Annotated in this window: 11 protein-coding genes; 1 reads left to right on the top strand and 10 read right to left on the bottom strand. The window is 70.3% G+C overall.

From position 1 onward, the window contains the following. Position 1 precedes the first annotated feature (1 nt). From OG542_RS24945 to OG542_RS24935, 3 genes are all read right to left on the bottom strand, one after another. A complete protein-coding gene (locus OG542_RS24945; RefSeq protein ID WP_328413729.1) occupies positions 2–1,300 on the bottom strand; it encodes an extracellular solute-binding protein in 1,299 nt (432 codons plus the stop codon). Positions 1,301–1,512: 212 nt separating this feature from the next. Further along, on the bottom strand, positions 1,513–1,794 hold the full coding sequence (locus OG542_RS24940) for a DUF3039 domain-containing protein (RefSeq protein WP_010039914.1): 282 nt from the start codon (positions 1,792–1,794) through the stop codon (positions 1,513–1,515). 29 nt (positions 1,795–1,823) lie between these two features. Further along, on the bottom strand, positions 1,824–2,396 hold the full coding sequence (locus OG542_RS24935; RefSeq protein ID WP_193478367.1) for a YqgE/AlgH family protein: 573 nt from the start codon (positions 2,394–2,396) through the stop codon (positions 1,824–1,826). A gap of 252 nt (positions 2,397–2,648) precedes the next feature. Between OG542_RS24935 and murA the strand changes: the two genes are divergently transcribed. Beyond that, complete coding sequence (gene murA / locus OG542_RS24930) at positions 2,649–3,989, top strand: UDP-N-acetylglucosamine 1-carboxyvinyltransferase (RefSeq protein ID WP_261683152.1); 1,341 nt, start codon at positions 2,649–2,651, stop codon at positions 3,987–3,989. Between the two features lie 101 nt (positions 3,990–4,090). Here the strand turns inward: murA and OG542_RS24925 are convergent, their stop codons facing one another. The 7 genes from OG542_RS24925 to OG542_RS24895 form a co-directional block, all read right to left on the bottom strand. Beyond that, positions 4,091–4,372 carry an HU family DNA-binding protein gene (locus tag OG542_RS24925; RefSeq protein WP_003950507.1) on the bottom strand — a complete coding sequence of 94 codons (282 nt, stop codon included), beginning with the start codon at positions 4,370–4,372 and terminating at the stop codon, positions 4,091–4,093. A 290-nt stretch (positions 4,373–4,662) separates the two neighbouring features. Beyond that, entirely contained in the window at positions 4,663–6,081 is a 1,419-nt protein-coding gene (locus tag OG542_RS24920) for an NAD-dependent malic enzyme (RefSeq protein ID WP_193478369.1), read from the bottom strand. A 367-nt stretch (positions 6,082–6,448) separates the two neighbouring features. After that, positions 6,449–8,737, bottom strand: coding sequence for a HelD family protein (locus OG542_RS24915; protein WP_311125975.1), 2,289 nt, complete (start codon positions 8,735–8,737; stop codon positions 6,449–6,451). 60 nt (positions 8,738–8,797) lie between these two features. Then, positions 8,798–9,625 (bottom strand): anti-sigma factor family protein, encoded by an 828-nt coding sequence (locus OG542_RS24910; protein WP_308429176.1) that lies wholly within the window; start codon positions 9,623–9,625, stop codon positions 8,798–8,800. Then, positions 9,625–10,146, bottom strand: coding sequence for a sigma-70 family RNA polymerase sigma factor (locus tag OG542_RS24905; RefSeq protein ID WP_010039908.1), 522 nt, complete (start codon positions 10,144–10,146; stop codon positions 9,625–9,627). Before OG542_RS24905 ends, OG542_RS24910 begins: the two co-directional genes overlap by 1 nt. Before the next feature lie 373 nt (positions 10,147–10,519). Next, positions 10,520–11,113 carry a CGNR zinc finger domain-containing protein gene (locus tag OG542_RS24900; RefSeq protein ID WP_311125976.1) on the bottom strand — a complete coding sequence of 198 codons (594 nt, stop codon included), beginning with the start codon at positions 11,111–11,113 and terminating at the stop codon, positions 10,520–10,522. 720 nt (positions 11,114–11,833) lie between these two features. Further along, entirely contained in the window at positions 11,834–12,985 is a 1,152-nt protein-coding gene (locus tag OG542_RS24895) for a uroporphyrinogen-III synthase (RefSeq protein WP_328418087.1), read from the bottom strand. Between the last annotated feature and the right edge of the window lie 92 nt (positions 12,986–13,077).

The following is a 13,077-nucleotide window of genomic DNA, read 5'->3' as shown; positions in this document are numbered from 1 at the left end:
CTCACCCGGCGGAGCCGAACGCGCTGTTCATCTTCTTCGCGGCGTCCTCGGAGGCGGCGGGCACGTCCTTCTTGCCCGCGATGACCTCCTGGAACATCGTCGGCAGGACGAGCGAGGAGTCGATCTGGGCCCAGGCGGGTGAGGCGGGGACGAACTTGGTGCCGGCCGAGAGCGTCTGCACGAAGGGCTTCACGAACGGTTCCTCGGTCGCGACCCGCTGCCGTACGTCCGTGAAGGTCGGCAGGAAGCCCATCGCGCCGAAGAGTTCGGTCTGTGTCTTCTTCGAGGCGAGCTGTTCCATCAGCTCGACGGCGAGCGTGCGGTGCGAGGTGCTCTTCAGGACGCCGATGTTGTTGCCACCGGCGAAGGCGGGCGCGATCGAGCCGGACTTCACACCCGGCAGCGGGACGACGGCGTACTTGCCCTTGACCTTCCCGGCCTCGACGGCGGTGTGGCTGAAGTCGCCGCCGATCGCCATCCCGGCCTTCCCGGCGGCGAAGGCGGAGATCGTGTCGTTGCCGCCCATGCCCGCGCACTTGGCGGCCGGACAGTTGTCGTCGCCGAAGAGGGAGGTGTACGCCTTGATGCCCTTCTGGGCCTGAGGGCTGTCGATGCCGGAGGCGTACGAGCCGCCCTTGCCGTTGGCGAGTTCGCCGCCGTTGGCCCAGACGAACGGCATCGCGCCGTAGGTGTAGGCGCCGCCGACGACGAGCCCGTAGAGGTCGGGCTTCGCGGCGCGGATCGCGCGGGCGGTGGAGGCCAGTTCGTCCATCGTCTTCGGGGCCTTCAGACCCAGCTCCTCGAAGACGTCCGTGCGGTAGTACAGGGCGCGGACTCCGACGTAGAACGGGGCGCCGTACATCTTGCCGTCCACCGTCACCGACTGCTTCGCGGTCGGGTCGGTGTCCTTCGCCTCGCTCCAGTCGCCGAAGTCCTCAGTGACGTCGAGGAGTCCGCCGTCCTTCACATAGCCGGCCGTGTCGGTGTTGCCGTACTCCATGACGTCGGGAGCGGAGGCGGGGTCGTTGAAGGCGGCCTTGACGCGCTGGGCGCGGGTGTCGATCGGGATGTACTCGACGTTGACCTTGGTGCCCTTGTGGGCCTTCTCGAAGTCGGCGACGACCGAGTCGACGACCTTCTCCTTGGGGGTGTTGCCGACCTCCTGGAAGAGCCAGACCCGCAGCGCGCCGGTCTTCTCGTCCTTGTCGGAGGAGGAGTTACTGGAGGTCTGGGGCGCGCAGGCGGTGGCCAGCAGGGCGGCGAGCGCCGTGAGCCCGGCAAAACGGACGGACAGCTTCATGAAGTGCTCCTCCGAGGGAGTGTTGCAACATGCGCAATGAAGGTTTCGCTGTGCACAACACATCGGAGGCTAGGGACTGCATGAACACGACCACAAGAGGTCTCAACCACTCTGTGACCGGCTGACGCATCCCGCGCAACGCCCGGACAGCACAAAAGCCTCCAGGGTACGCAAAACGCACCCTGGAGGCTTTAGGCCGTACAGGCCGGGCGCTACTTGTCGCCCTTGCCCTTGTCGTCGTCGCCGGAGCCCATGGACTCGTAGATCTCCTTGCACATGGGACACACGGGGTACTTCTTCGGGTCGCGGCCCGGCACCCACACCTTGCCGCACAGCGCCACGACGGGGGTGCCGTCGAGGGCGCTCGCCATGATCTTGTCCTTCTGGACGTAATGGGCGAAGCGCTCGTGGTCACCGTCACCGTGCGAGGTCTGCGGCGTCGGCTCTACGAGGGTCCCCGTACCAGTCCCGCGCTCGGGCTCGAGAGTGCTCATAGGCCCAAGGGTACTGAAGCTCACACGCATCAGTTGAGCGAAGGGTCGTCCGGATACGTCGCCACCATCGCAAGCTCGCCCCGCTGGCGGCGCAGGACCTCACGCCAGAGCCGCTCGGGGCACGGGGACGAGACATCACCGGGCTCCGACTCCACGACGTACCACGCGCCGTCCACCAGCTCGTCCTCCAGCTGGCCCGGGCCCCAGCCGGCGTATCCGGCGAAGATCCGCAGGGAGCCGAGGGCGGAGGCCAGCAGCTGCGGCGGGGCCTCCAGATCGACCAGACCGATCGCGCCGTGCACCCGGCGCCAGCCCAGCGGGCCGCCCTCCCCGGACGCGCCGCCGGGGACGACCGCGACCCCGAGGGCCGAGTCCAGCGAGACCGGACCGCCCTGGAAGACGACGCCGGGCTCGCCGGCGAGATCCCCCCAGCCCTCCAGGATGTCGTTCACATCCACCGGGGTGGGGCGGTTGAGGACGACGCCGAGGGAGCCCTCCTCGTCGTGGTCGAGGAGCAGCACCACCGCGCGGTCGAAGTTCGGGTCCGCCAGGGCGGGGGTGGCCACGAGCAACCGCCCTGTGAGCGAGGACACCTCGGTCATGGCAGACATGATCCCGCATCTTCCCTCCGCGTGGGGAGGCAATGGGGGGACGCGAGGGTACGCAGCTCAGGGCGCACCGGTGCGTTCCACGCGCACGAATGCGACCGTGACCCCATGTGCCCGGCACGGAACGGTTCGTGTTGTGACAGAGCTATGACGTGTCTGGGTCTGACTCAGGCTTACAGAAGGGGGGTGGAGGGCGATTACCCTTTCCCTTCTGGCCCCTGCCCGACTCCACGGAACGCGAGATTCATGACCGTCAACGACGATGTCCTGCTTGTCCACGGCGGAACCCCGCTGGAGGGCGAGATCCGTGTCCGCGGTGCGAAGAACCTCGTACCAAAGGCTATGGTCGCAGCGCTGCTGGGCAGCGCTCCGAGTCGGCTGCGCAATGTTCCGGACATCCGCGACGTACGGGTCGTACGGGGTCTGCTGCAGCTGCACGGTGTGACGGTCCGTCCGGGGGACGAGCCCGGCGAACTGGTGATGGACCCGACGCGCGTGGAGAGTGCGAACGTCGCTGACATCGATGCCCACGCCGGTTCGAGCCGTATCCCGATCCTGTTCTGCGGGCCGCTCCTGCACCGTCTGGGCCACGCCTTCATTCCCGGCCTCGGCGGCTGCGACATCGGCGGCCGGCCCATCGACTTCCACTTCGACGTGCTGCGGCAGTTCGGCGCGCGCATCGAGAAGCGGGACGACGGGCAGTACCTGGAGGCGCCGCAGCGGCTGCGCGGTACGAAGATCCGGCTGCCGTACCCGTCCGTCGGCGCGACCGAGCAGGTGCTGCTGACGGCGGTCCTCGCGGAGGGCGTCACGGAGCTGTCCAACGCGGCCGTCGAGCCCGAGATCGAGGACCTGATCTGCGTTCTGCAGAAAATGGGCGCGATCATCGCGATGGACACCGACCGGACGATCCGCATCACCGGTGTGGACAAACTCGGCGGCTACACCCACCACGCCCTGTCGGACCGGCTGGAGGCCGCGTCCTGGGCGTCGGCGGCGCTGGCGACCGAGGGCAACGTCTACGTCCGCGGCGCGCAGCAGCGCTCGATGATGACGTTCCTGAACACCTTCCGGAAGGTGGGCGGGGCCTTCGAGATCGACGACGAGGGCATCCGCTTCTGGCACCCCGGCGGCCAGCTCAAGTCCATCGCGCTGGAGACGGACGTCCACCCCGGCTTCCAGACCGACTGGCAGCAGCCGCTGGTGGTGGCCCTGACCCAGGCCACGGGCCTGTCCATCGTCCACGAGACGGTCTACGAGTCCCGCCTCGGCTTCACCTCGGCCCTGAACCAGATGGGCGCGCACATCCAGCTCTACCGCGAGTGCCTGGGCGGCTCCGACTGCCGCTTCGGCCAGCGCAACTTCCTCCACTCGGCCGTCGTCTCGGGCCCGACCAAGCTCCAGGGCGCGGACCTGGTCATCCCCGACCTCCGCGGCGGCTTCTCGTACCTCATCGCGGCCCTGGCGGCCCAGGGCACTTCCCGGGTCCACGGCATCGGCCTCATCAACCGCGGCTACGAGAACTTCATGGAGAAGCTGATGGAGCTGGGCGCGAAGGTCGAGCTGCCCGGCAAGGCGCTCGGATAGCACGCGCAGTGATGCCAAAGGGGCGGCCACCCGGTTCGGGTGGCCGCCCCTTTGGTGTCACTGTGCCTCGTACGCCGTCCGGGGCGTACGAAAAACAGGGATTACTTACCCTTGGCGGCTTCCTTGAGCTTCGAGCCCGCGGAGACCTTCACGCTGTAGCCGGCCGGGATCTGGATCGGCTCGCCGGTCTGCGGGTTGCGGGCGGTGCGAGCGGCACGGTGGGTGCGCTCGAAGGTCAGGAAGCCGGGGATCGTGACCTTCTCGTCGCCCTTGGAGACGATGTCGCCGACGACCTCGGCGAACGCGGCCAGCACGGCGTCGGCGTCCTTGCGGGTCACCTCGGCGCGGTCGGCCAGCGCGGCCACCAGCTCACTGCGGTTCATGTTGTTACTCCCGTGTTCATCTTGCCGTTGAGGCGTCAGATCGAAGCCGATGCTGCCAGGGTCCTCCGTGAGTCCCCGGACCGGGTCCGTCGTCAGACCCTCGCGCCCAGAGACGCATCCTGCCCCTACCTGCGGCGGGAAAGCCAATCCGGCACCCGCACGTGTCGTGAGTACACCCTTCGGGAGTCACACGAAAAAAGGGCCTGAGCCTGGCCGCCACGATAGGGCTCCGCTGCTCACAGAGGTCCTGCGACGCGCCGTTCCCCGGGCGGCCGTGGGGATACTCACAGTCAGAGGACCGACGCCCCCACCGCCTTGGCCGCCTCCCGCACGGCCCCGGCGACCGCGCCCGCGACCTTGTCGTTGAAGACGCTCGGGATGATGTAGTTCGGGTTCAGCTCGTCCTCGGTCACCACGTCCGCGAGGGCGGTCGCGGCGGCCAGCATCATCTCGGTGTTCACCGTGCGGGACTGGGCGTCCAGCAGACCACGGAAGACACCCGGGAAGACCAGCACGTTGTTGATCTGGTTCGGGAAGTCGGAGCGGCCGGTCGCGACAACGGCCGCGGTCTCGCGGGCGATCGCCGGGTCGACCTCGGGGTCCGGGTTCGCAAGCGCGAACACGATGGCACCGTCGGCCATGGCGGCCACGTCGTCGCCGTCGAGGACGTTCGGGGCCGAGACGCCGATGAAGACGTCGGCGCCGCGCACGGCCTCCTTGAGCGTGCCGGTGAGGCCTTCGGGGTTGGTGTTGTCGGCGATCCAGCGCAGCGCGGAGTCCGGAGCGGCGTCCACCAGGTCCTCGCGGCCCGCGTGCACGACTCCGTGGATGTCGGCGACGACGGCGTTCTTGACGCCCGCGGCGAGCAGCAGCTTCAGGATGGCCGTACCGGCCGCGCCCGCGCCGGACATGACGACGCGGATGTTCTCGATCGCCTTGCCCGTGACGCGAAGCGCGTTGGTCAGCGCGGCGAGGACGACGATCGCGGTGCCGTGCTGGTCGTCGTGGAAGACGGGGATGTCGAGGGCCTCGCGCAGCCGGGCCTCGATCTCGAAGCAGCGGGGGGCGGAGATGTCCTCGAGGTTGATGCCGGCGAAGCCCGGGGCGATGGCTTTGACGATCTCGACGATCGCGTCGGTGTCCTGGGTGTCCAGGCAGATCGGCCAGGCGTCGATACCGGCGAATCGCTTGAAGAGGGCCGCCTTGCCCTCCATGACGGGCAGCGCGGCCTTGGGGCCGATGTTGCCCAGGCCCAGCACGGCGGAACCGTCCGTCACGACCGCAACGGAGTTGCGCTTGATGGTGAGGCGGCGGGCGTCCTCGGGGTTCTCGGCGATCGCCATGCAGACGCGGGCCACGCCCGGCGTGTAGACCATGGACAGGTCGTCACGGTTGCGGATGGGGTGCTTCGACGCCATCTCGATCTTGCCGCCGAGGTGCATGAGGAAGGTCCGGTCCGAGACCTTGCCCAGCGTGACGCCCTCGATGCCGCGGAGTTCCTCGACGATCTCGTCCGCGTGAGCGGTCGACGAGGCCGCGATGGTGACGTCGATACGGAGCTTCTCGTGACCGGATGCGGTGACGTCGAGGCCGGTCACCGAGCCTCCGGAGGACTCCACGGCGGTGGTGAGCTGCGACACGGCGGTTCCGCTCGCGGGCACCTCCAGCCGGACCGTCATCGAGTAGGAGACGCTGGGCGCCGTTGCCATGGCCGACTTCCTCTGCTTTCACCTGACGCTGAGTTGTGCGGTCCGATCGTCGCACCTACCGCTGGGTAGCTGGTAGCCGCCTCCGATTGCGAACTTTTTGTTCGCGGAACAGGCCAGCAAAAAGAGACCCACGTCACGTCGGACGTGGGTCTCTGCGCAAGTCCCCTGTAGGAGTAGGTGGCACCGGCCCGCCATGCTCGCCTCGCGGCAAGTGGTCGCTCGTAGCGACGAAGGTTGGGCCCGGGGGCTTGGATCGAGCCGGTGCCACATCCAGGCTAACAAACAGATCCCGTAAGGCCATTCCTGTACCGGGAGTTCATTTCGCCGGCAAGTGGGTATCCGGGCGCGGTCCGCCGGAAGGCCCGGATCAGTCCCTCAGCAGGTCCGGGACTCCCGCCGCGTCGGGCTCGTCCCGCTCCGCCGAGACGACCGTGAGCTGCTGGGTCGCCCGGGTCAGTGCGACATAGAGCACACGCAGTCCGGCCGGGGACTCGTCGGCGATCTCCGCCGGGGAGACCACGACCGTCGCGTCGTACTCCAGGCCCTTCGCCTCCAGGCTGCCGAGTGCCACCACGCGGTCGCCGAGCCCGGCGAGCCAGCGCCGGGCTTCCGCGCGGCGCTGCATGGCGACGACCACGCCGACCGTGCCGTCGACGCGCTCAAGCAGCCGGGCCGCCTCGTCGCGGACGGTTTCGGCGAGGGTGTCCTCGACGACCGTGAAGCGGGGTTCGACGCCGGTGGAGCGAACCGCCTTCGGGGACTCGGAGCCGGGCATGGCCAGGGCCAGGACCTTCGAGGCCAGCTCGGCGATCTCGGCCGGGTTGCGGTAGTTCACCGTGAGCTGGAAGCGGCGGCGCGGGCGGGTGCCGAGGGCCTCGTCGCGGGCCTGGGCCGCCTCGTCCGGGTCGGACCAGGAGGACTGGGCCGGGTCGCCGACGACCGTCCAGGTGGCGTGCCGGCCGCGGCGGCCGACCATGCGCCACTGCATCGGGGTGAGGTCCTGCGCCTCGTCGACGATGACGTGCGCGTACTCGGTGCGCTCCTGGGCGAGTCGCTCGGCCCGCTCGCGCTGGGACTCCTCGCGCACCGGCATCAGCTCCTCCAGGCCGGTGAGCTGGTCGAGCGGGTCGAGCTCGCGCTTCTTCCGGGGGCGGGCGGGGGCGCCGAGGATGGCCTGGAGCTCGTCGAGCAGGGCGATGTCGTGCACGGAGCGGCCGTCGCGCTTGAGGGAGCGGGCGACCTTGCGGATCTCGCCGGGGTTGAGGATCCGCCGGGCCCAGCGGCCGAGGCGCCGCTCGTCGGTCATGGCGTCCAGGACGGCCGCCGGGGTCAGCTCCGGCCACCATGCGTCGAGGAACGCGATGAAGGCGTCCTCGGAGGTGATGTCCTCGTCGAAGGAGGAGCGCAGCTCGGCGGCCAGCTCCGGATCGGTGTGGCGGTTGGCCGAGCCGGACTGCTCCCACAGGGCGTCCAGGAGCAGCTTGCGGGCGCGCGGACGCAGCAGGTTCACGGGGGCGGTACCCCCGAGGGCGGCGCGGCGGATGCCCTCCAGCTCCTGGGCCTCCAGCTCCAGGCGGCGGCCGAAGGCGACCACGCGCAGCCGGTTCGGCGCGTCGTTCAGCTCCAATGCGCCGCGGGCGGCCTTCCGCAGCACCTTGAGCATGCGGTACGAGCCCTTGGCGCGGGCCACGGACGGGGCGTCGTAGAGCGCGGCCTCGTTGCCCTCGACGAGTGAGCCGATGGCGCGGATGGCGACCTGGCCCTCCTCGCCGAGGGAGGGCAGCACGCCCTCGGTGTAGGCGACGAGCAGCGGGGTCGGCGAGACGATCAGGATGCCGCCCGCGTACCGGCGCCGGTCCTGGTAGAGGAGGTAGGCGGCGCGGTGCAGGGCCACGGCGGTCTTGCCGGTGCCCGGACCGCCCTCGACATAGGTCACGGAGGCGGCGGGGGCGCGGATGACCAGGTCCTGCTCGGCCTGGATGGAGGCGACGATGTCGCGCATGGTGTGGCTGCGGGCCTGGCCGAGCGCGGCCATCAGGGCGCCGTCGCCGATGACGGGCAGCTCCTGGCCGTCGAGGTAGGCCGTCAGCTCGGGGCGCATCAGGTCGTCCTCGACGCCGAGCACCTTGCGGCCCTTGGAGCGGATGACGCGGCGGCGGACGACGCGGCCGGGGTCGACGGGGGTGGAGCGGTAGAAGGGGGCGGCGGCCGGGGCCCGCCAGTCGATGACCAGCGGGGCGTAGTCCTGGTCGAGGACGCCGATGCGGCCGATGTGCAGGGTCTCGGCGATGTCGGCGGTGTCGTCCTGACGGACCGCGCCTTCGGCGGGCTCCACCGCGGTGTACGCGCCGTCGGGGCCCTTCTTGCCGTCCTTGCCGGTCAGCAGGTCGATGCGGCCGAAGAGGAAATCCTCGAACTCGTTGTTGAGCCGATTGAGGTGAACGCCCGCCCGGAAGACCTGCGCGTCCCGCTCGGCGAGTGCGCCGGGCGTGCCGACCTGGCCGCGCTGGGCCGCGTCGTTCATGAGGAACTCGGCCTCGTGGATCTTCTCCTCGAGGCGGCGGTACACCCGATCCAGGTGTTCCTGCTCGACGCTGATCTCTCGGTCTCTCAGAGAGTCTTCGAGCGCGGTTTCCTGTTGAGCCTGAGCGGCCACCGGGCCCCCTTCTGACGTGCATGGCAGCCGTCTACCGTACGCGAAGGGGACCCCGAAAGGCTACGCGTCGACCTCGACCAGGCGCTTGCCGTCGAAGGTCACGATCTCGAAGTGGTCGATCTCGTTGGGCTGGAAGGCGGCGCCCCCCTGGACGTACAGCGGCTCCTTGGCCTTCTCGGTCGTGGCGTCCGGGATGCCGTAGCCCCAGTTCGGGACGGACCAGGAGGAGAGGGTCTCGCGCTCGCCGTTCTTGCCGACCGCGACGAGGGCGCACTTCAGCGGGCCCTTGAGGTTCTTCGCCTCCAGGACCATGCCGGTGCCCCAGTCCTTCTTCTGGAGGGCGACCGTCGCGGTGACCTTGGTGGTCGGGTCGGTGGCCGTGATCTTGTCGGAGATGCCGTTGAAGGCTTCCTTGGCCGGGCTCGCGGCGAGCGGGCGGTTCTCCGCGCCCCCGCCGTCGCCGCCGCCGTTCGTCGCGACCGCGACGAAGGGACCGCCGACGATCAGCGCGGCGGACGCGGCCACCATGTAGAAGCTGCGGCGGCGCTTCTGGGCGCGGCGCTCGGAGACCTCGTCGACGAGCTTCTCCACCAGGCGCGGCCGGGGCTTCGCGGACAGCGACTCGCCGATCGCGGGCGTGCCGGAGCCGGGCAGGTCGGCGAGGGCGGCGAGCATCGGCTCCATGCCGGCCAGCTCGTCAAGCTGCTGGGCGCACCATTCACAGCCCGCGAGGTGGGCTTCGAAAACGGTTGCTTCGGCGTCGTCGAGGATGCCGAGGGCGTAGGCGCCGACGGTCTCGTGTTCGTTCGGCACCGGAGACTCCTGCATGGGTCCTGACATACCCATGCCTCCCGTACCGAACCCTTGGTTACCCCCGTAAACACTCATCACGCCGTCACCCCCCGCTCCTCCAGTGCGAGCTTCATCGAACGCAGGGCGTAGAACACCCTCGAGCGGACGGTTCCGCTGGGTATGCCCAGAGTCTCGGCCGCCTCATTGACGGTACGCCCCTTGAAGTACGTCTCGACGAGCACCTCCCGGTGGGCGGGGGTCAGGTCGTCGAGTGCGTCCGACAGAGTCATCAGCCACAGCGCCTTGTCGATCTCGTCCTCCGCGGGGATGACCTCCAGCGGCGACGGGTCGACCTCCTGCGGCCGGGCCTGCCGGCTGCGGTGGCCGTCGATGACGATGCGCCGGGCGACCGTCACCAGCCAGGGGCGTACCGATCCGGTCGCCCGATTGAGCTGACCGGCGTTCTTCCAGGCACGGATGAGGGTCTCCTGCACGACGTCCTCGGCGCGCTGCCGGTCTCCGGCGACCAGTCGCAGGACGTATGCCAGCAGGGGACCGGCGTGTTCTCTGTACAGAGCACGCATCAGCTCCTCGTCGGGTTCCGAGGGCTGGGACATGCGATGTCGGGCCCTCGGTGCACGTTCATTGGCCACGACGGAATCCTTGCGCACGCCCACCTCCGGTGTCCGGGGGTTCCCCCAGTCGGTCGCTCCACATGCCGTACGGAAGTGAGCGGTTGGGCGTTCAAGGAGAGGTGACAGATTTCTTCGAGATGACGTGACGAGCTGGACATGGGGTCACATTCCCACCCCGCGATCTTCACATTTCCGCCACACCAGCAAGATCAAGCCAGGCTTTCCCTACGGTGGCGTAGGTAAACGGTATGTAATCGAAATCACTTCGACAGTGCGTTCGCAGAAGTGTCATTTAGGACAAGGAAATTGAGTGCAGCTACCACCCAACTGCCGTGTCGTGGTGGGCAAAAGGGATTTAAGCCCGTGCGAGTGCCGCGCGGCGGCGATGCCGGGCGACGCGTTCGCGGTTCCCGCAGACCTCACTTGAGCACCAGCGCCTCCTGCGCCCCCGGGAGGTGTCGAGGTACACGATCGGGCAGTTGTCCCCCTCGCACTGGCGCAGCGCCGCGCGGGCGACGGGGTCGGTGAGCAGGTCCACCGCGTCCCGGGCGATGGCCGCGAGCAGGGCGGCGCAGTCGGGCGGGCCGTCCAACCGCCGTATGAGCTCGCCGTCTTCGTCGCGGACGGCGCGCGGGGCGGGGGGCGCGGGGGTGGCCAGGTCGTTGACGCGCGCGAGCGCGAAGTCGTACGCCCGGGCCCGGGGCGCCGACCAGCCGCGCACCAACCTCCCGAGCTGGTCGCGCAGTTCGCGGAAGGCGGCCGGCCAGGCGGCGTCGGCGTGGGCCAGGACGGTGTCCGCCGGGACGAGACCGGAGCCGGTGATCCAGGCGCGCAGCACGGCCACGGAGTCGAGCCGCTCCTCCGGATGCGTGGTGGAGAGCAGATCCAGGCAGATCCGCCCGGCATCGAACCGCAGCTCGTACGGGGCCGTGGCCGTACCCAATGCCATGTGCCTGTCACCGCCTAGGGGTTCACCCCGGTCGCGAGAGGGCCGGTGAGATGCCAGTGAGAGGGCTGGGAAACCGTTCCCTCTTACAGTGCCTGCCCACTCCCCCGCCGGAAACCCCTTCGCACGGGCCTGACGCCATCGGCCGGCCCGCCGGGGCATGTCTTCCGGCCCGCGGCCTGTGTCCGGCTTCGCACGCCGGTATCTCCGGGGCGGCCCGCGGAGCGGCCTCATCAGCCGGTGTCCGAGCCCGGCCGCGACACGGCCTCACCCGCCGGTGCCCGCAGCACTGCCGACACACCGGCGGCCGCGCGCCCGGCCGGACCGAGGCGGGGTCGCCAGCGCCGCCGACGGCACCGTGGGGGGGGGACCGCCGACGGCGTCGCCGAGACCATCCCGCCGGGCTCGCGGGCGCGGCCCGCGCCGCGGCACACGCCGGCCGGAGCACGCCGCGTGCGCCAATGGCGGTAATCCGCTCAACCCTTCGCGCGGCCTCACGCGTCCGCGTACTGCGTCTCCGCCGCCGGATCCAAGGCCAGGCTGCCCAACCGGCCGGACAGAGACGGGGTCGCCATCGCCGCCGACGGCACCCTGGAGGGACCGCCGACGGCCTCGCCGAGACCATCCCGCCGGGCTCGCGGGCGCAGCCCGCGCCGCGGCACACGCCGGCCGGAGCACGCCGCGTGCGCCAATGGCGGTAATCCGCTCAACCCCCGCGCGGCCTCACGCGTCCGCGTACTTCGTCTCCGCAGCCGGATCCAAGGCCAGGCGGTAGCCCCGCTTGACCACCGTCTGGATCAGTTTCGGGGCGCCGAGGGCCGTGCGGAGGCGGGCCATCGCCGTCTCGACGGCGTGCTCGTCGCGGCCGGCTCCCGGCAGGGCGCGCAGCAGCTCGGCGCGGGCGACGACCCAGCCGGGGCGGCGGGAAAGGGCGCGCAGGAGGGCCATACCGGCGGGCGGCACGGGCTTGAGGTCGCCGTCGACCAGGACGGCGTGGCCGCGGATCTCCACCCGGTGCCCGGCGATCGGCAGCGAGCGCGCCCGCCCGGGCAGCTCCTGGCAGAGGAGCTGGACGAGCGGGCCGAGCCGGAAGCGTTCGGGCTGGACCGTGTCGATGCCGTGGCCCTGCAGCGGCAGCGCGGTGACCGGGCCGACACAGGCCGGCAGGACGTCGTGGCCGAGTGCCGCCAGCACCTCGGGGAGCAGTCCGCGTTCCTCCGCCCGGGAGAGGAGGGAGGCCGCGGCGGGGGCGCTGGTGAAGGTCAGCGCGTCGACGCCGCGGGACACCATCGCGTCCAGGAGACGGTCGACCGGCCCGATGTCCTCCGGCGGCATCCACCGGTAGACGGGCACGCCGACGACCTCGGCACCGGCCGCGCGCAGCGACTCCACGAACCCGGGCAGCGGCTCGCCGTGCAGCTGGATCGCGATCCGCAGACCGTCGACGCCCTCCTCAAGCAGCCGGTCGAGCACCTCGGCCATGGACTCCGACGACGGCGACCACTGCTCCGTCAGCCCGGCGGCCCGGACCGCGCCCTTGACCTTGGGCCCGCGCGCCATGATCCGTACGCCGCCCAGCCGCGCCAGCAGATCCTCGCCCAGACCCCAGCCGTCCGCGGCCTCGACCCAGCCCCGGAAACCGATCGCGGTCGTCGCCACGACGATGTCCGGCACCTGGTGGATGATCTCCTTGGTCGCGGCCAGCAGCTCGCTGTCGTCGGCGAGCGGCACGATCCGCAGGGCGGGGGCATGCAAGACGGTGGCGCCGCGCCGCTGGAGCAGCGCGCCCAGCTCCTCGGCCCGGCGCGCGGCCGTGACGCCCACGGTGAATCCCGCCAGTGGGCCGTGTTCCGGTCGCTGTTGTTCCTCGTGCATGCTCTCGTCCCGCATTCGAGTCGTCGTACTCCATGGGTTCGGCGTACGTGTATGCCGATCGAGCCTGTCAACGGCTCGTGACAGGCTCGGAT

The organism is Streptomyces violaceus (assembly GCF_036014075.1).
Classification (GTDB): Bacteria; Actinomycetota; Actinomycetes; order Streptomycetales; family Streptomycetaceae; genus Streptomyces; species Streptomyces violaceus.
This window is presented reverse-complemented; position numbering and strand designations above follow the sequence as displayed.